The 17,400-nt window shown below is 53.7% G+C and carries 18 protein-coding genes; 4 read left to right on the top strand and 14 right to left on the bottom strand.

The window, feature by feature from the left end:
• Positions 1-33: 33 nt before the first annotated feature.
• From HNV11_RS05330 to lysM, 6 genes are all read right to left on the bottom strand, one after another.
• A complete protein-coding gene (locus tag HNV11_RS05330) occupies positions 34-1,371 on the bottom strand; it encodes an alpha-L-fucosidase (protein ID WP_171738684.1) in 1,338 nt (445 codons plus the stop codon).
• A 53-nt stretch (positions 1,372-1,424) separates the two neighbouring features.
• Positions 1,425-2,294 (bottom strand): sugar phosphate isomerase/epimerase family protein, encoded by an 870-nt coding sequence (locus HNV11_RS05325; protein WP_171738683.1) that lies wholly within the window; start codon positions 2,292-2,294, stop codon positions 1,425-1,427.
• 114 nt (positions 2,295-2,408) lie between these two features.
• Complete coding sequence (locus HNV11_RS05320; protein WP_171738682.1) at positions 2,409-3,494, bottom strand: M20 family metallo-hydrolase; 1,086 nt, start codon at positions 3,492-3,494, stop codon at positions 2,409-2,411.
• Between the two features lie 102 nt (positions 3,495-3,596).
• The gene (locus HNV11_RS05315) at positions 3,597-4,487 is read right to left on the bottom strand and encodes a S1 family peptidase (RefSeq protein ID WP_171738681.1); all 891 of its coding nucleotides are present in this window, start codon (positions 4,485-4,487) and stop codon (positions 3,597-3,599) included.
• 385 nt (positions 4,488-4,872) lie between these two features.
• Positions 4,873-5,787: a DUF937 domain-containing protein gene (locus HNV11_RS05310; RefSeq protein WP_171738680.1), complete on the bottom strand. Its 915-nt coding sequence runs from the start codon at positions 5,785-5,787 to the stop codon at positions 4,873-4,875.
• Positions 5,788-5,955: 168 nt separating this feature from the next.
• The gene (lysM, locus tag HNV11_RS05305; protein ID WP_171738679.1) at positions 5,956-6,429 is read right to left on the bottom strand and encodes a peptidoglycan-binding protein LysM; all 474 of its coding nucleotides are present in this window, start codon (positions 6,427-6,429) and stop codon (positions 5,956-5,958) included.
• Positions 6,430-6,651: 222 nt separating this feature from the next.
• On the opposite strand from lysM, the gene HNV11_RS05300 reads away from it, so the two are divergent.
• On the top strand, positions 6,652-7,992 hold the full coding sequence (locus tag HNV11_RS05300; RefSeq protein WP_171738678.1) for an SGNH/GDSL hydrolase family protein: 1,341 nt from the start codon (positions 6,652-6,654) through the stop codon (positions 7,990-7,992).
• A gap of 6 nt (positions 7,993-7,998) precedes the next feature.
• Positions 7,999-8,802, top strand: coding sequence for an outer membrane beta-barrel protein (locus HNV11_RS05295; RefSeq protein WP_171738677.1), 804 nt, complete (start codon positions 7,999-8,001; stop codon positions 8,800-8,802).
• A gap of 81 nt (positions 8,803-8,883) precedes the next feature.
• Here the strand turns inward: HNV11_RS05295 and HNV11_RS05290 are convergent, their stop codons facing one another.
• A complete protein-coding gene (locus HNV11_RS05290) occupies positions 8,884-9,495 on the bottom strand; it encodes a hypothetical protein (RefSeq protein WP_171738676.1) in 612 nt (203 codons plus the stop codon).
• 58 nt (positions 9,496-9,553) lie between these two features.
• Positions 9,554-9,892: a winged helix-turn-helix transcriptional regulator gene (locus tag HNV11_RS05285; RefSeq protein ID WP_240163780.1), complete on the bottom strand. Its 339-nt coding sequence runs from the start codon at positions 9,890-9,892 to the stop codon at positions 9,554-9,556.
• Positions 9,893-10,322: 430 nt separating this feature from the next.
• Here HNV11_RS05285 and miaA point away from each other — a divergent pair, with 430 nt between their 5' ends.
• Positions 10,323-11,222 carry a tRNA (adenosine(37)-N6)-dimethylallyltransferase MiaA gene (gene miaA, locus HNV11_RS05280; RefSeq protein ID WP_171738674.1) on the top strand — a complete coding sequence of 300 codons (900 nt, stop codon included), beginning with the start codon at positions 10,323-10,325 and terminating at the stop codon, positions 11,220-11,222.
• A gap of 43 nt (positions 11,223-11,265) precedes the next feature.
• Here miaA and HNV11_RS05275 read toward each other — a convergent pair whose 3' ends face one another.
• The 6 genes from HNV11_RS05275 to HNV11_RS05250 all read right to left on the bottom strand — a co-directional run bounded on the left by HNV11_RS05275 (position 11,266) and on the right by HNV11_RS05250 (position 16,555).
• Entirely contained in the window at positions 11,266-11,559 is a 294-nt protein-coding gene (locus HNV11_RS05275) for a rhodanese-like domain-containing protein (protein ID WP_171738673.1), read from the bottom strand.
• 47 nt (positions 11,560-11,606) lie between these two features.
• Positions 11,607-13,448, bottom strand: a complete 1,842-nt coding sequence (locus tag HNV11_RS05270; protein ID WP_171738672.1) for a T9SS type A sorting domain-containing protein — start codon at positions 13,446-13,448, stop codon at positions 11,607-11,609.
• Between the two features lie 25 nt (positions 13,449-13,473).
• Complete coding sequence (locus HNV11_RS05265; RefSeq protein ID WP_171738671.1) at positions 13,474-14,250, bottom strand: PASTA domain-containing protein; 777 nt, start codon at positions 14,248-14,250, stop codon at positions 13,474-13,476.
• A gap of 49 nt (positions 14,251-14,299) precedes the next feature.
• Positions 14,300-14,908 (bottom strand): riboflavin synthase, encoded by a 609-nt coding sequence (locus tag HNV11_RS05260; RefSeq protein WP_171738670.1) that lies wholly within the window; start codon positions 14,906-14,908, stop codon positions 14,300-14,302.
• 133 nt (positions 14,909-15,041) lie between these two features.
• Positions 15,042-16,151 carry a DegT/DnrJ/EryC1/StrS family aminotransferase gene (locus HNV11_RS05255; protein WP_171738669.1) on the bottom strand — a complete coding sequence of 370 codons (1,110 nt, stop codon included), beginning with the start codon at positions 16,149-16,151 and terminating at the stop codon, positions 15,042-15,044.
• A complete protein-coding gene (locus tag HNV11_RS05250) occupies positions 16,148-16,555 on the bottom strand; it encodes a sugar 3,4-ketoisomerase (RefSeq protein ID WP_171738668.1) in 408 nt (135 codons plus the stop codon). Before HNV11_RS05250 ends, HNV11_RS05255 begins: the two co-directional genes overlap by 4 nt.
• A gap of 136 nt (positions 16,556-16,691) precedes the next feature.
• Between HNV11_RS05250 and HNV11_RS05245 the strand changes: the two genes are divergently transcribed.
• Complete coding sequence (locus HNV11_RS05245; protein ID WP_171738667.1) at positions 16,692-17,336, top strand: DUF1684 domain-containing protein; 645 nt, start codon at positions 16,692-16,694, stop codon at positions 17,334-17,336.
• The last annotated feature ends 64 nt before the right edge of the window (positions 17,337-17,400 follow it).

The following is a 17,400-nucleotide window of genomic DNA, read 5'->3' as shown; positions in this document are numbered from 1 at the left end:
GTCAACTAACGGGCAAAGTACGCTATTTGTTGGTTATTTCCCTTCCCCTTCCGATGCCTTGAAGACACCAAATTCGGCAAGCTGAACCGTTCCGTTGGCGTTCGTGACCGTAAGCCGGACTTTTGACGAGCGAACCGCCGGAAAGCGAAGCAACCGCTTGTAGCCGACCGTCGTAAAGGTCTGAAGTGGTTCCCAGCCGCTGCCGTTCCAGTGTTCGACCCGCCCTGAGGCAATGTGCTGACCATTGGCAATATTCTCCTGAATCAGAATCCGGTCGAAGGTTTGTTCGCTGCCCAGTTCAATCGTCAGCGGCTGCGTTGCCGATACCGTAACGAACGTTGCCAGCTGCCTGTCCGTCAGTTTGGGATTCTTCGCAACCAGGTTTTTGCGGAATGTTTCGTCCAGAATCCGCCGGAACTCCCGCAGACTCGTTACGTCCGCTTCGGATAGCAACCCCTCGCGGTTCGGCGGTACGTTGAGCAGTAACAGACTGTTACGTCCTACCGACTGATAATACAGATTCACCAGATTGCTGGCCGAACGAACTTTGGTATCCTCAGCGGGGTGATAGAACCAGCCCGGCCGGATGGACACGTCGGTTTCGGCCGGAACCCATTGCTTGCCCGTTGGGTCGCCCCGGTTCAGGTACTTGGGATCGGCTTTGCCGGGAGCCAGCCCTTCGGTGTTGATCGTCGACCAGCAGGTTTCGCCCGCGTTACCGGCCTCGTTGCCCACCCAGCGAACATCGGGTCCCGCGTCGGAAAACAGGACGGCATTCGGTTGCAGCTCCCGTACCAACGCCCAGTACCCGTCAAAGTCGTAGGTCATGTCCTTGGCGTTTTCGCCCTTTGCGCCATCGAACCACACCTCCGAAATAGGGCCGTAGTTGGTCAGGAGTTCGCGGAGCTGGCTTTTGTAGTAATCGTTATAGGCAGCCGTACCGTAGCGGGGTTCGTGCCGGTCCCAGGGCGACAGATAGACGCCGAATTTCAAACCAAACTCGCGGCATGCATCCGCCACCTCGCGCACCACATCGCCTTTGCCCTCCTTCCACGGACTGTTTTTAACCGAATGCTCAGTCATCTTGGAGGGCCACAGACAAAAACCGTCGTGATGCTTGGCCGTCAGGATGGCCATTTTAAACCCGGCGTCTTTCAGCGCCCGAATCCACTGCCGGGCGTCCAGTTTGGTCGGGTTAAAAATAGCGGGGCTTTCGGTACCATCGCCCCACTCTTTATCGGTGAAGGTGTTGACTGTAAAATGCAGAAAGGCCGTTGTTTCCAGGGGCTGCCAGGCCAGTTGGCGGGGCGTGGGTTTGGGCTGCGCAAAACCGCTCAGCGCCAGCAAAGTGAATGGAATGATTTTTTTCATTGGACACCAGCGCAGTCGTTTTATTCGGACCGCTGCTCGTTGGTAGATAAGTGTTACTCAGTAAGACGGCTCAGATAAGCAATACTCTGCGGTACCTGCGTCGTAATATTCGGGCTTTCGTCCTCGATGTAATAGTGCTCAATACCCGCTTTCCGGGCGGCTTTCAAGATGGCGGGCAGGTTAATCTGACCCGTGCCCAACGCAACATCGTTCTCAACGGGCGTGCCGCCTGACAGATTACCGACAACGCCTTTGCGCAGGTCTTTCAGGTGCATCAACTTAAAGCGTTTGGGATATTTGTTGAGCAGCGCAACCGGGTCCTGCCCCGGAAATACCGTCCATAGAATATCCATCTCAAAGCTCACATACCTGGGGTCGGTCTGCTGAACGATATAGTCGAAGAGAGTACCCTTCTCGTAAGGCTGAAACTCGTAACCATGATTGTGGTAACAGAACGTCAGGCCGTAGTCGTCCTTCAGGCTTTTACCGATCTGGTTGAAATCAGCCACGGTTTTTTTGGCCATATTCAGCGTAAAGGGGCCATCATGCGGCACCCACGCCACCCGCACGAAGCTCGCGCCAAGGGTTTTGGCATTCTGGCCTACCTCCTGGGTTTTATTGAGTGCATCGGCGTAGTTGATGCCGAACGACGAGCAGCGCATTCCCCGCTCATCGAGCAGTTTCCGGAGTTCAGCGGCCGTTTTGCCGAACAGATTGGAAAACTCCATGTCGGTTATACCCAGCGCCTTGATGGTATCGAGCGTGGCTGCTACGTTCTTTTCGAAACTCTTCCGGTAGGTATAGGAAACCATACCCGGCTTTTGCGGGAATAACGACCGTTGCGCCAACAACGATTGACCATTTAGTACGTTCAAGAGCAGCACAACGACCGCTAACCAAGAGAATCTGTTTAAGTTGAGCATAAAGCCGGTAAGGTTAGAAAAAATGGACTGAGTTAAGCCGGGCAGCCCGGAGCGCGTCTGCCTCTGATTGGTTCGTAAGCAAAAGCATTAGCCCTGGCTTTTCTTACCCGACAATCAGAGAATCTGCTCCAGCATTCGGATATACCCATCCACGCCTTCGTCGATTTCGCGCAGATAGATAAACTCATCGGCCGAGTGCGACCGCCCCGAGTGTCCGGGACCACATTTGAGCGACGGACAGTTCAGTACGGCCTGGTCGGAGGTGGTGGGCGAACCGTAGGTATGCCGACCCAGCGCGAGTCCAGCCTGCACAATCGGATGATCGGCCGGGATGCTCGACGGCTTCAGCCGGATCGAGCGTGGCTTCACCTCCGACTGGATATTAGCCCGGATCGTTTCAATCACTTCTTCGAGTGTGTACTGCTCTGTCACCCGCACATCGACCGTAAAGGTGCAGGCATCAGGCACAACGTTATGCTGCGTTCCGGAGTTGATGATCGTTACCGACAGTTTAACCGGTCCCAGCGTGGGCGACACTTTAGGGAACTGATACGCCGTCAGCCAGTTGATATCCTGAATTGCCTTATAGATAGCGTTGTGGCCCTCTTCACGGGCTGCATGACCACTTATGCCGTGCGCTGTGCAGTCCAGCACCAGCAATCCTTTCTCGGCAATGGCCAGCTCCATCTCGGTCGGTTCGCCAACGATGGCAAAGCTCACTGGCGGCAGATGAGGGAGCAGCAGTTCCAGCCCGTCGCGACCCGATATTTCTTCTTCGGCCGTAGCGGCCATAACAATATTGTAGGCCATGTCTGGCCGATCGTAGAAATAAGCGAAGGTAGCCAGCAGCGAAACCAGACAGCCACCGGCGTCATTACTACCCAGACCAAACAGTTTTCCGTCGGCCACCAGCGGCTCGAAAGGGTCCAGCGTCCACGATTTATTGGGCTTAACGGTGTCGTGGTGTGAGTTGAGCAGCACGGTAGGCTTGGCCGGGTCGAAATGACGATTACGCGCCCAAACGTTGTTTTTCAGCCGCTCCAACGGAATCTGCTTTACCCGGAAGAAATCTTCAAGCAAAACCGCCGTCCGGTCTTCTTCCCGACTAAAGGAGGGGGTCGCGATTAACCGCTTAAGCAGCGTAAGGGCGTCGGCTGCGAGAGACGTTTGCCGAACGGAATTGTCGGAGAGTGAGGTCATAGAAAGAGCGTTGGCCGCTCAAATATAGTACCAACGCTTCGAAACCAACGTTTGTGGCGTTCTGAACTGAGCCGACAGAGCCCGCTCCGACTTAACGGAAACTCAACCTTCGTAAAATTTCACATTGTGTTCACGCAGAAACGCCTTGATCACGCTTACGTGAACGCACTGGCCCACGTTCAGAAACGGATAGTTCGACACCCGGCTCCGACGGCCGTTGACCAGCACTTCGCGGTCTTCGATGTCGAATCCTAAATGCAGATGGTTCGTAGCCGACTGCATGCCGAAAATCAGTCCGTTAGTATCGAACAGCGGGCCGCCACTCTGACCCTTCAGACCGGGCGTACTCATTTCAATCCCTGTAATGGCACCAGCTTCACTTTCACTCAGCAGGCGCGTCACGATTCCATCGATGGGAAACCGGGGCGAGTTGATTCGTCCCTCCGTTGTCCACTCGATCTCGTCGGCGGTTTTGTTATAGCGGTAGTTGGTAAATTCGGGAAACGGGTACCCCAGCCGGCACAGGCTCCGCCCGGCTTTTACGCGGCTGGTATCGCCCAGGAACGTAGCATGAGACCGGTACAGGGCCCGGTTATACCCTTCGAACCGCAACAGAGCCAGATCCTGCGTTGGATGTGAATGGATGGTCAGCCGTTCATAGAGATCGACGCACCCAATAAAGGTGTTGCGAATCTGGATAATGGTGTCCGATTTAAGCTTATAGCTGGTTTCTAACTGGCTGATGCGCTGGGCGGCATCGCGTTCGCTGAGAACCTCCCGGCGGGCCCCCTTAAATTTGCGGTAATGGGCATTAATGGTGCCTGCAGACGTAATCAGGTCCGCAACGTGCCGACAGGTGATGGCGCATCCCTCTTCGTTAACGAAAAACAGGGTAGCGCAACCGGGTATAATCTCGTTATGGCCGTAAAGCCGGACAATCGAATGTATAGGACGGGTAAAGGGATCAATGCGCTCAATGGCGTCGGCAAACATAAAACAAACAGTAAGTCGGTCGGGTTGTAAGTCCCGCAAGTTAGGCAATACCGGCCGACTTACCGGCCAGTCTATTCTTTAGGCGTTACTTTCACCTCGGCTGGCACTACCACTCCGCACGTGCTGGCGCTAACGGGTGGCGCCTTCTGTGGGGCATTCATACTGGACGAATTTGCGGTATCGCCCTGCTGACCCATAAATGAACTGTCGGCCGTAGCCGATTCGTCAGTGCTGGTTTCAGACTTCTTCTAACCTGAGCAATTCCAGACGTCAGGCCTGCACCAGCCAGCAGAGCCGCCAGCCAGTAGTATCTTAGTTGATTTAGGGAATTCCGTGCCATGAATAGCTAATCCTGGTCTAAAGCCCAGGATTAGCTACCAGTCTCTTATTCATTCTTGATCGCCGATGAGTCACGTATACCGAGCGCGCCGGGTGCCGTAGAGTCGCGTACCTGCCCGTTTGCATCCCGAATGCTTTCTTTTGTTCGCGCAGACGTATCTTCAACAGCATTGGATTCAACACGGGCGGTTGAATCGGTGCTGACGCCGTCGATCCCATTCTGGTTTTGGCTGCACTTCTGTACCACCAGCGCGATCACCAGTATCGCCATGGCAATCATGGCCCACCGCAGCCATCTGACATTTTCATGTCGACGTTCTCCTTCCGGACTCTTCGGGATATTGGGGTTGATGATGGTGCCGCTAAAATTATCGGTGCCCTGAACCTCTGTTTGTGGACCAGCGGGCGTTACAAGTTCATCAAAACCGAGCAGGCTGCCGACCCCGTCCAGACCACCCGGAACGGCCTGCCTGAGTTCAGAGGCCTGCCCCAGCATGAGCGTTTCAAGATTCTCGGCGGTTAATCCTTTTTCTTTCTCCTGCCGCCCCAGAATGCCCATCAGAACCGATCCGGCCAGTTCCATAATCGTCAGCGCCGACTGCGGCCTGGTACCGCTGAATGTGCCGATCAACTCAGTGGTTCGGGTAAGCTTATCATCAAAAACCTTGTCCAGAAAATTCCGTCCGGCAGCACTGGATTCGACCAGTTCCTGATGCGTATCGGTCACCTGCCCTACGTCCAGAGGAGTTTTGCCGTAGTCGCCCTTGTCCAGAAAGCTGACAATAGACGATGCCCCGCCCGAGTGCTGAACACGCCGGGTTAGCCCGCCCAGCAGCACCGGCACAGCACCGTTGACCGCTTTGAGCGTATTTTCAGGCGTTTCGTTCAGTTCGGCGCTGAGCTGATCAATAACAGTCGGCGTGAATTGCTCTCTCAGAAGGGATAATAGATGAACGGCCATTTCTTATACGTTGGTTGACAAGCCATAAACCGGGCACCGGCCCGAATGTTCGGAAAGGCTATTCTGCGTGCCCCTAAAAACTTAAGGGTCGGCAGAAGGGAAAGCCAGATACTCTCAGTGGAGTAATTGTCTTTACTTTCTGCCGACCCTATGTGTTAGTTCTGTTGATTACAACTGCGGAATACGCAGCACCTGATCGGGATAAATCAGATCGGGGCTTTTCAGCATAGGCTTATTCGCTTCAAAGATGATACCGTACTTCATCGGGTCGCCATAAACTTCCTTGGAAATCTTCGATAGCGTATCCCCCGACTTCACTGTATAAAACTTGCCTTCCGGGGTTGGCTGGTCAACCTGCAACTGATTGTCAACTGCCGACACGCCTTCTACGTTACCGACAGCCAGGGCGATCTTCTCAGCGTCTTCCTGCGATTTCACCGAACCGGTTATGGTGACCGTATCTCCCTTGGTTTTAATCGTCAGGCTATTATAGGCCAGACCCAGTTGCTTTACGTGGTCAAGAAGCGCCTGCGCCCGTACCGGCTCTACCTTTTCAGCCTGTGCAGGATCAGCCGGTGCTGCTACCTGTTCTTTATGAAATATTTTCTCGCCTACACCTTTGAAGAATGATAAAATACCCATGGTTTGGAATGATTTTTTTGATGAGTAAAAACAGATTCGTCGGCGAACCCGCCAACGTATTCGTTTGAACAACCCATTGGTTACGTGAATGTTTTGTTTTTAAGGCGTAGCCGTGGGTAATAAATCCTTCATAAGACCAAACTTATCAGAATAACAGCCGTTACTTTAGCGGACTTTTCTATGAATTTTCCTATTTTCTTAGAATCAACTGATCTATCTTAAATGCAAGTTGACAAAAGGTTCCGGTGGTGGCTGATCATTGCGACATTGGTCGGGATGGCGGCCTGCAACAACAATGACATTGACCCCAACGCGGCAGGTTTGGTGCCGTTGAAGGGAACGGCTGATTTCACAAAATACGTCGCCGTTGGCAATTCGCTCACGGCTGGTTACGCCGATAATGGCCTCTACCGCGAAGGCCAGCTCAAGTCTTACCCGAATATCCTGGCGGGTCAGTTCAAAACCGTTGGCGGGGGTGATTTTATCCAGCCGTTATTCACGGAAGTGCAGGCCAATGGCTCTGGCTATGTACGGCTGATCCGGGTGCCAACTCCAGCCACACTCGCAACCTCTATTGTAGCGGTCGCGCCGGGCGCGGCACGGGGTGGTACCACCACTGGTGGGGCGCCCCTGCTCACGCCGTTTACCAGTGCGAATCAGAACCTGGGGGTTCCGGGTATTCGTATGTCAGACATCCAGACACCCGGTTATGGCTCCACACAGGGTAACCCGTATTTTGAGCGCTTTGTCAGCACAGCTCCCGCAACAACTTATCTGCAGTACGTCGGCAATAACCTGAACGGAGCTACCTTCTTTAGCTGCTGGCTGGGCAATAACGATGCGCTGGGGTATGCCGTGTCGGGTGGCGTATCGCCAATGACCGAAACCGCGCCGTTCACCACGAATTTTACGGCGATGATCAACAAACTGACGGAGAATAACCGTAAAGGCGTAGTCATCGGTATTCCAAACATCACTACCGCGCCGTTTTTTACTACCTACACCATTCCGCTTGTGCTGACTACGGTTAACGCCGTCGTCAAACCCGCTACGCCCATCACGGCGCTGGTCGTTCAGACGCCCGGCGGTATCCGGGCTACGCAGACGGGCGATTTGCTGATGCTGGCGAACGTTCTTGAATACGCGAAGATTGGTAGCACAACGGCCGGAACCAGACAGGGACCGTACGGACTAAGCGCCCTGAATCCCCTGCCTACACAGCTTGTGCTCGACGCGGGCGAAGTGACCGCACTAAATGCCCGAATAGCTGAATACAATAGCATCATGAAAGCCCAGGCTGATGTCAAAGGGTTGGTTTATATTGACCCAAACACCATTCTGGGCCAGCTCACCTCGGCAACGGGCCTGGTGCAAAATGGCATAACCTATTCATCGACCTTTGTACAAGGCGGTGTTTATAGCCTCGACGGGCTGCACCTGACGCCCGCCGGCTACGCCCTCATGTCCAATGAAATTATTAAGGGAATTAACTCCAAATACGGCTCAACCATCCCTCAGGTGAATCCAGCTGCGTATCGTCGTGTGCTGTTGCAACAAGAATAAGCGCTCATGAAATTAAGCAAACTTTCTCTGGCCGCTCTGTTCGCTCTGAGCACCTCGGTCGTATTGGCGCAAACGCCCGCCCGCAGTCTGGAATTTGGTATTAAAGGGGGCGGAACGTTCACCCACGGCTACACGGTCATTCCGGCTTTTTCGGTGCGCAATACCAGCGTAGAGGTTCCAAAACTCCAAAACGATAACAACGGCATAGGGTACGGCTACACGGGCGGCCTGTGGGCGAGAAAAAACTTTTCGTCGTTTTTCATTCAGGCCGAAGTGACGTATAACCGCTTCGTCCTGAAGCAGAAAACCAACGTTACGCTCGACATCAACGCCAACCCGGCCCTGGCGAATGCGCTGCCTGTTTCGGTGCAGCCCGGCCTGATAAACGCGACCCTCAACGTTACGTCGGAATCCGTTCTGGAGGCCATTAATGTACCGGTCCTGATTGGGAAACGCTGGCTGGATGGGAAATTACGTGGTTATGTCGGCCCGAATTTTATCTTCGTACAGAAAGCCGAAGCGACCCGTACGAATACCGGCCAGATTAATGGAAACGCGACTATTGGCTTTCCACAAACAGAAATACCGGCCACGACCAGCACCACCAACCTGCTGAATAAATACGAAGCACAGAACCTGGAAGTAAAAGATTTTACCTACGCCCTCGAATTAGGTGTAGGAATCTCGCCGGTTCGGTTTCTGGATATTGATGTGCGATATGCGATACCGGTCGGTGGCGTTTATCGCGATAAAAATATTACCGGTTTCCTCGGAATTGCAACCGTCTCACTGGGTTTGAAGGTTTTTTAATTGATTCTGCCTAATTTAAAATCACGCGGCCCGATCCAGGAGATTCTCAGGACCGGGCCGCGAAGTTTATTGACTAACCTATTAGTCAGCCATTAGAACAAATCCTTGTTTGAAGGTTCTGAGCCGGTAACGTACCATCCGTTGGCCACCGGTTGGGCGGGCGTTTACATCACCGGGCCGGTAGACCGGGAACTTACGACACAGCACTGTACGCTCCACCCACAGGCTATCATGGCCCATGTAGCCTTCGCCCATAGACTGCCAGTTGACGGCCGAAATATCAGCTTTACGTTCGGCCAAAAACTGCCACCCATATACGCGCCCGAAAGAACCACTACCTTCGCTGGAACTGTAAACGTAGAGCTCAGGATACCGGTTACCGTCCAGATCGGCTACTTCAGCCCCTACGACGGCACCATCGACGCGCGTCTGGAAATTGGTTAACAATAAAGCGCCCCGGTACGCTTTAAATCGTAAGTTGCGTACCGCTCCGCTATCCGTAGCGGTCACATGAAACGAATAAATATTGAACCGAAGCAGCTTTTGATAGTGTACTTTAGAAAAATCAGCAGTAATAATGGTCTGAATTGGTTGAACGGCATCCGGGGCAGGGTGGTCAAATCCGGGCCGGCCGTACCCAGCTTTCGCCAGCCACAAAGCACCTACCAGCATACTGCCAAGCCCTATTCGCATCGAATTCAGATCTATTATTCGGAAGAATAACGACACGAATTCAAAAATAGTTAGTCCATCAGGAATCGAGAAAGGTTTCGCCGACGGTTGGTAGCTGCGATAAGATAGGTAACACCTGCTGGCCTTTTTTAGTCAGACCGTATTCAACGCGGGGCGGCATCTCACCAAACGATGTTTTTTGCAAGACCCCAAGCTCAACCAGCGCCTTGAGCTCCTGGACCAAAACCTTTTCACTGACATCGGGAATCATCCGGCGTAGTTCACCGTATCGGCGGGCTTTCTCGCTTAGCTGAAAGATGATATACAGGCGCCACTTGCCGCATATAATATCCAATGTTCTTTTTATAACCAGTTGCGACATATCCACTGGTTTATGGACGCGAATGGGTTGGTTCATGGCTGATGAGTCCAATAGCATAAGGGAGGGAACCTAAACACTATATTAATATGAAAACATAAAAATTTATTAATTTATTAAATAAGTTGATTCACTCCTCTACTGTTTCTTCATTGGAAAACACTTTTGGAAAAATCAGCTTACGCAAGCCCGATCTGGTTATTCAATCCTGCAAGCTGTCGGATTGGATTGTCGGCGGCTATCAGCGTAAGAACTCTACGGTGGTCATCTAAATTAAGCACCGATGAGTTCTAAGATTCGATACTATTCTTCCTGTAATCAGAGCATCAATAATCAGATAACTAAACAGTTGCCAGTGCGGCCTTCTGGATTAGTTCAATTTATGCAACGGTCCGGGCATCTGCCAGCATCACCTACAGCGACATAAAAGACCGTATTTTTGCGCACTGATCACCGTTATACGTCTGTTTTGAAAACATTGCTCGTGGTAGCCGGCCCAACGGCTGTGGGAAAAACAACTCTTTGTGTTCGCCTGGCCAAACGGCTCCAGACCGATATAGTATCGGCCGACTCCAGACAACTCTATCGCGAACTGACGATTGGCACCGCCAAACCCACTGAGGCCGAGATGGACGGCATACCTCATCATTTCATCAACTCACACTCCATTACAGATGCCGTAAACGCCGGACGTTACGAACGAGAGTGCCTTGCCCTGCTGGATGATCTGTTCCGCAAAAACGAAGTGGTTATTCTATCAGGTGGCACGGGCCTGTATATCAACGCCGTATGCTTCGGGCTGGATGATATGCCCCCCGCAAATTCTGCATTACGCGAACAATTACGCTTACGCTGGCAAACGGAAGGATTAGATACGCTCCGGGCCGAGTTATGGCAACTTGACCCCCAGTACGCGCGAACGGCCGATCTGCAAAATCCGGTCCGGGTTCTTCGGGCGCTGGAAGTTTGTCTGACGTCGGGGCAACCTTTTTCGTCCTTTCGTCGGCAGCAGACGGTAGAACGTCCTTTTCGGTCGGTGCTGGTTGCACTCGACCGGCCACGCGCTGAGCTATACGCCCGCATCGACTCCCGGATGGATGCGATGCTGGCGGGCGGTCTGGTTGAGGAAGTCCGGTCGCTTCTGCCCTACCGTCAGTTATCGGCTCTGCAAACGGTTGGCTACCAGGAGGTGTTTCCGTACCTCGATGGCGCTTACGGGTACGATGAAATGGTCCGTCTGCTTAAACGCAACTCGCGACGTTACGCCAAACGACAGCTTACCTGGTTTCACAATCAGGGGGACTATCACTGGTTCGGTCCGGAGGATGACGACGGGATTTTAGCCCTACTGATAAAAGCTCAGCCGTAACCCATCTTTTGCTGATAGGTTACGGCTGATCGGTCGCGTGGTTTTACTGAGCCCGGTAAGCCAGCATGCCGCCCGTGACGTTGCGGACATTATTGAACCCGTTTTCTTCGAGGTACTGCTGCGCCCGCGCGCTACGCGCACCCGACCGGCAGTGAACGATTACTTCCTCATCCTGCAGCCCATCGAGTTCGTCGATGCGGTACGGAAGGTCACCCAATGGAATGAGCGTTGCGCCGATGTTGTCGGCTTCGTATTCGTTCGGCTCCCGAACGTCGATTAGATTCAGTTTTTCGCCCTTGTCGAGCCGCTCTTTCAACTCCTGTACGGTAATATCCATAGCTGGTTTTGGTTTATGATCTGGATGCCTGACGGCCCCTAAGCCGGTTAATGTTGAATAATGATTTTCTGCACCACGGCCCGCTCCCGCTCGAAAAGCCGGAGCAGATACAACCCATCGGGCAGATAACTCAGGTCTAACGTTTGCTGACCGCGACTTGGTTCGAGCGTCTGCACTAAACGGCCACTCGGTGCAATCACTTCAAGGCGGCTAAGCCGGGGGTTCTCCCAGCGAATCAGACCGGTTGTTGGGTTCGGATACACCTGCAGCGAAGCCAACGCTTCGGGCTCGGGCGTAGCAGTAACGACTCCGCTAACCTGCCCACCCATAATGGGCCGCAGCATGAACGCGCCCTGAAGGTTCAAAGCCGGTGAGCTCTGGTTCTGGTCCCAGTTACTGCCGCCATTGTAAAAAATCTGCCGCCCAAACGGGCTGTTCTTGTCAAACCCTAAGCGTAACAGCGTCGTATCGCTGGCGCTGACCTGCTGATACCCTACGTAAAAAGTGTCGGTGACAGACACTCCTCTATCGAACAGGAACGTAACAAAGCCATTTCGGGTCGTCGGGTATTGAGTCGCGAAGGATTTCTGGTAAATGGCGTTGCCGGGGCGTCCTCTGGTGTTGCTGTATACAGTGATGACAAACGGCTGACCGCTCTGATTTGTCCGAAACGGCACAATGCTCGCCCGAACGCCTGCCACTACGTCGGGCTTGTTGAGCACAAACCGCACGGCAACCCGTTCACGCTGCCCAATCTGCAAACCAAACTCCCAGGTTCCGTCGTCGTAGGCATAATAATCATCCAGTACGGCCTGCGCCGATACGGTGTCGTTCTGCCGCAGGTTAACGCCGGGAATCGACGGGTTCTGATCGTCGGTTGTCAGCAGATCGAACTTATACCGTAAAACGGCTCTTGCGCCCGTACCGAATCCCGAAACAGGCGCTGGCTGAACACTTTTACGCTGCGAGCTAAGCGACTGGATCAGGACGGATGAATTTTGCGGAGAATCCTGAACTAGCCGGCCGGATACTTCATCCCGCACCGTAAACCGAAAGGTTGTAAAGTTGAAGTTATTGAACAGGTTGACGATCTCCGTCGTGACCGAATCGGCGGTTTCAGCCGCCGGATTCACCAGATACTGCGACAACGGCATGGCCGTATAGCGTTTGAGCAGCGGGCTGAGCGCCTGACGGACCGCTACGTCCTTCACGAACCGATCGTTCAGTCGCCGACCCTTATTTAGGTAAATGTAGTCGAGATTCCACGTATCAAACGGCCCCGATTCCCGACCGTAGGAGCGAAACCGGAACGCAAATCCGGCGTGAAAGTAATTGGTGTTTCGCAGCGGGATAAAGACCTGCGGAAAATTGTTATTGGGCGCACCGCCCTCCACGCGCCAGACCGTTTGCCACGCGCCGGTCCGATCCAGAAATTGCAGCGTCAACGAGTCGCCGGGGTCGGGTGCTTCGCCCAGACCGCGAATCTGCCAGTAAAAGCTCAGGTAGACCGAATCGGCAGCCGTCAGGCCCGCCAGGTTTATCGGGCGCGATGCAAGTGTGTCGGTATAACCCTGAGAAAATTGATTATTCTGGGTATACGGCAGGCCGTTCGCCCGGAGTCCGTCGAACGAAGCCACATTCACGGTCGGCTGGTTAACGGCCAGTGTGTTGTTGATATAAACGCCACTGCCCGGCTGCCAGCGGGAAGGATCGGGCTGATCGAGACCGAGCCGGCCCGACGCGGTCGAAAAATCGTCGAAGAAGGGCAGGTTTAACGGCGTTTGTGCCTCTGCTGCCGTACCGATTAGCCAGGCCAGCCCCAGCACAAAGCTGCCCAGAAACCGGCGGATATCCGCTCGCCGTGGCCAGATAAACAAAGTTGATGTCATTCGATTAGGGCTACCGGATATAGGTTTATTGATCCGGCTCAACCGGCCCAACTACCCACAGATCCATCGTTTCGCCAACGCGGATACGTTCGCCCGGCCGGGCTTCGGGTCGTTGCCGAACCACCGTTCCGACTTCTTTTTCGGGATCGTCGACGGAGATTACCGTACCCACTTTCAGGTTGACGCCCCGAATGGCCGGTTTGGCTTCGTCGAGCGGTAACCCTACAACGTTTGGAATTTCAAACATCGTATTCCCCAGCCCGTCGCCTACTTCCAGATCAATCCGCGAGCCTTTTGGAATGGGAGTGCCCGGCGCAATTTCCTTACCGTTATAGAGTTGGCGCAGGACCGAGTTCTTGGCAACGTCGGGTACGTACGTGCGTTCGCCTTCTTCCAGACCGAGCGACCGCAGCATCAGGGCCGCACTCCGGTCAATCATACTGACCAGGTTCGGCATCGATACCATAGGCGCCATGCGTTTGGTGATGGTGACGTAAATCTTACGCCCTTCCTTTACCTTCGAGTTGGCCCTCGGGTATTGCTGAATCACCGTCAGCGGCTGCGCCCCAGCCACGAAGGTGCAGTCGCTGACCTCGTACCGTAAATCGCGGTCGGACAGGATATTCCGCATTTCGTCGAGGCTCAGCTTGGAAACATCCGGTACGGTGATGGTCTGGCCGTGATTAGTCGTATAGGGTAGGTAAATAAAAAAGAATCCCAGAAACAAGGCAGCCACGAAGGCTACGATAATGCCAATCTGAATCAGCAGGTCAAAGAAGGATCGGGTGCTGATTTTAGCCATTCAGGTGGTACAGTGATTAGTGGGCAAAAGTAGCAGAATCTGAAAGCGCTTACCGATACCCCGCCAGCATTTTTTTAATGTACTTGCCGACGATATCAAATTCAAGATTAACGACATCGCCGGGCTTCAGGTCCCGAAAACTCGTATGCTCGTAAGTGTACGGAATAATGGTCACCCGGAAGCTATCGTCGCGCGAGTTAAAAACGGTTAAACTGACGCCGTTGATACAAATAGATCCTTTTTCGACCGTTACGTTACCCGCCGAATCGGAATTACCGTCTGCCGGATCATACTGAAAATCAAAGAGCCAGCTCCCGTTCATATCCTGCACCTGCGTACAGATGCCGGTCTGGTCAACGTGTCCCTGCACAATATGTCCATCAAACCGGCCATTGGCGGGCATGCAGCGTTCGAGGTTAACGCGGTCGCCGACCTGAACCCGGCCCAGATTCGTTTTTTTGAGCGTTTCGTCGACCGCCGTAACCGTGTAACTGCCATCGGCTACGCTCGTTACGGTCAGGCAGACGCCGTTATGGCTAACGCTCTGGTCAATCTTAAGCTCGGCCGCCAGCGACGACTCAATGCGGAACGTAAGATTGGTACCCTCAGACTCAATCCCGGCAACAAGGCCGGTGGTTTCAACAATGCCAGTGAACATACAAGGTAATCAGTAAGATCGGTAAAGGTACAGAAACGAACCGATCCTTCCGGTTGGGCTTATGCCTGTCCTTTTCCGCGTATTGAACAGCGAATAACCGAATGGGGTTCGAATCAACGGGTTCTCATGTTGCTCAGCACGGCGCAAACTGATTGACGGCATCGCAAATATACCTTACTTCTTCATCGGTCAGGGCCGGGTTAAGGGGCAGGCTGAGCACTTCCCGATGCAGTTGTTCCGAAACAGGCAGCGATTGGTGTTTATAAGCTGCGTAAGCCTCCTGCCGATGCGGTGGAATCGGGTAATGAATCTCTGTTCCTATCCCTCGCCCGGACAGAAACGCCCGCAGTTCATCGCGTCGGGAATGCCGAATTACAAACAGATGCCAGACATCCAGGTCAATCCGATCGGCCGGGGGCAGCGTCACGGCCGGGTTCGTAATACCTGTTAGGTACAGCCGGACCAGCGTCCGGCGCCGGGCATTCTCAGTGGCCAGGAATGGAAGTTTGGCCGACAGGACAGCGGCCTGTAGCTCATCTAAGCGGCTGTTATGGCCCGGATACTCGTTCACGTACTTCTGAATAGAACCGTAATTACGTAACGCCCGCAACCGGTCGGCCAGTTGGTCGTCGTTGGTCGTAACGGCTCCGGCATCGCCCAGGGCACCAAGGTTTTTGCTGGGGTAAAAGCTCCAGCCAGACGCGTCGCCGAGGCTACCAGCCAGACGCGTCACCGACGTAGCGGAATGATACAGGGCACCATGCGCCTGCGCGGCATCTTCGAGAATGTTCAGTCCGTGCTGCTGCGCCAGGGTATTGATTGGGTCCATCTCGCAACAGCGACCATATAAATGCACTGCCAGAATCGCTTTCGTTCGGGACGTAATGGCGGCTTCGATACGGGCCGGATCGAGCAGGTATGTGTGCGGGTCCGGCTCTACCCAGACGGGCGTCAGCCCGGCCAGCGTAACGCTCAGCGCCGAAGCGATGTAGGTATTCGCCGGTACGATAACTTCGCTGCCGGGCGGAAAATTCCATGCTTTTAGCACCAGCGTCAGGGCATCGAGGCCATTGCCAACGCCAATGCACTGGCGGACACCGCAAAGGCGGGCAAATTGTTCTTCAAAAGCGCTTACCTCCCGACCAAGCACATACCAGCCCGATTCCATGACCCGATTCATAGCCAGCCGGATACGTTCCTCATGCGGCTGGTTTACGCGGCTCAACTCAAGAAATGGAATCATTCCAGGTGGGCCAGCGCCGGTTCATAGACGTATTGGCTATTGGAATACGGCTCATAAATATACTCCGCCCGGTCGTATGCCTCATTCGACACCACGAGCAGGATAGCATCCGCCGAGAATCTGTCAGTGATGTGCCAGTCTTCCGGCTCCAGAACCAGACATTGCTGCGGATCAGACAAAATATACGTTATTTCTTCCCGGCCATTATGGCTATACACCCGGCAATGGCCGCTCAGGCAAACCAGCGCATTCCAGGCCCGCTGGTGTCGGTGCCCCGCCCGGGGCGATGAACCAGCTCCGTGAATATAAAATACGCGTTGAATCGTGCCAGGCATTAGGTTTTCCAATACCGTCAGAGTACCACGATCTGAGGCATAGGTCTTCAATTCGTGCAAATAAGCCATTCAGTCAGAGCTACGTATGAACATAAGCGAAACAATACCAAATATAGGAAAACTTAAAAGCGCAGCACCCGTAAACAAAGAGAGTTGGACTGATTGTTGTCAATCCTCTACTTTTGCTGATCGTCTTTTTATCGTTATGGTTAAGAATAAATTCTTCCTCGCCGGTCTGGTTCTGCTCGCGCTCGTCATTCTGTATTATGCTTTTTTTGACAGCAGTAACGGGACCTCGGCGGGTGGTCTTGATGCGTCTGTCGATCCAGCCGCCTATCGCCAGCAGGTCGAGCAGGAGCGGCAGAAGAAAGACGAATCGTTCCGGACCGGAGACACGTCACCCCTGCCCGATAGGAGCAATTTCAAAGGGCTCGCCTATTTTGCACCTGACCCATCCTACCGCGTCGTAGCCCGGCTGGAGCCATTCGCCGACAAGACGCAGAAGCTCGTGGTTCGCATGAGCGACGGCAGCGAGGAAGTGTATGATAAATTTGCCCACGCCGTGTTCAGTCTCAACGACGAAGCCTGCCGGCTCCTGATCGTAAAACTTGAGGATAATTACTCGATTCTGTTCCGCGATGCCACTTCGGGGAAGGAAACCTATGGCGGAGGCCGCTACCTCGATATTGATCCGGCAAACATGGCCGACAATCGCGTACTGCTGGATTTTAATGCCGCCTACAACCCCTACTGTGCATATAATCCGACGTATAGCTGCCCGCTTCCCCCCGCCGAAAACACACTCCCGGTGGCGGTGCGGGCGGGTGAACGCTACGTAGCGCACGAGTAATAGCTCGATGCTTTTTCTCTCAATTGCCTACTGCCTACTGCGCATAGCCTGCTATCTTTGCCTT

The organism is Spirosoma taeanense, from assembly GCF_013127955.1.
In the GTDB taxonomy this organism is placed as follows: domain Bacteria; phylum Bacteroidota; class Bacteroidia; order Cytophagales; family Spirosomataceae; genus Spirosoma; species Spirosoma taeanense.
This window is presented reverse-complemented; position numbering and strand designations above follow the sequence as displayed.

Bases quoted from the DNA above. Each gene is read 5' to 3' on its own strand.
- HNV11_RS05330 (WP_171738684.1), bottom strand. From the start codon at position 1,371: ATGAAAAAAATCATTCCATTCACTTTGCTGGCGCTGAGCGGTTTTGCG.
- HNV11_RS05315 (WP_171738681.1), bottom strand. From the start codon at position 4,487: ATGTTTGCCGACGCCATTGAGCGCATTGATCCCTTTACCCGTCCTATA.
- HNV11_RS05250 (WP_171738668.1), bottom strand. From the start codon at position 16,555: ATGGCTTATTTGCACGAATTGAAGACCTATGCCTCAGATCGTGGTACT.
- HNV11_RS05255 (WP_171738669.1), bottom strand. From the start codon at position 16,151: ATGATTCCATTTCTTGAGTTGAGCCGCGTAAACCAGCCGCATGAGGAA.
- HNV11_RS05320 (WP_171738682.1), bottom strand. From the start codon at position 3,494: ATGACCTCACTCTCCGACAATTCCGTTCGGCAAACGTCTCTCGCAGCC.
- HNV11_RS05295 (WP_171738677.1), top strand. From the start codon at position 7,999: ATGAAATTAAGCAAACTTTCTCTGGCCGCTCTGTTCGCTCTGAGCACC.
- HNV11_RS05310 (WP_171738680.1), bottom strand. From the start codon at position 5,787: ATGGCCGTTCATCTATTATCCCTTCTGAGAGAGCAATTCACGCCGACT.
- HNV11_RS05325 (WP_171738683.1), bottom strand. From the start codon at position 2,294: ATGCTCAACTTAAACAGATTCTCTTGGTTAGCGGTCGTTGTGCTGCTC.
- HNV11_RS05260 (WP_171738670.1), bottom strand. From the start codon at position 14,908: ATGTTCACTGGCATTGTTGAAACCACCGGCCTTGTTGCCGGGATTGAG.
- HNV11_RS05270 (WP_171738672.1), bottom strand. From the start codon at position 13,448: ATGACATCAACTTTGTTTATCTGGCCACGGCGAGCGGATATCCGCCGG.
- lysM (WP_171738679.1), bottom strand. From the start codon at position 6,429: ATGGGTATTTTATCATTCTTCAAAGGTGTAGGCGAGAAAATATTTCAT.
- HNV11_RS05285 (WP_240163780.1), bottom strand. From the start codon at position 9,892: ATGAACCAACCCATTCGCGTCCATAAACCAGTGGATATGTCGCAACTG.
- HNV11_RS05290 (WP_171738676.1), bottom strand. From the start codon at position 9,495: ATGCGAATAGGGCTTGGCAGTATGCTGGTAGGTGCTTTGTGGCTGGCG.
- HNV11_RS05245 (WP_171738667.1), top strand. From the start codon at position 16,692: ATGGTTAAGAATAAATTCTTCCTCGCCGGTCTGGTTCTGCTCGCGCTC.
- HNV11_RS05265 (WP_171738671.1), bottom strand. From the start codon at position 14,250: ATGGCTAAAATCAGCACCCGATCCTTCTTTGACCTGCTGATTCAGATT.
- HNV11_RS05300 (WP_171738678.1), top strand. From the start codon at position 6,652: ATGCAAGTTGACAAAAGGTTCCGGTGGTGGCTGATCATTGCGACATTG.
- HNV11_RS05275 (WP_171738673.1), bottom strand. From the start codon at position 11,559: ATGGATATTACCGTACAGGAGTTGAAAGAGCGGCTCGACAAGGGCGAA.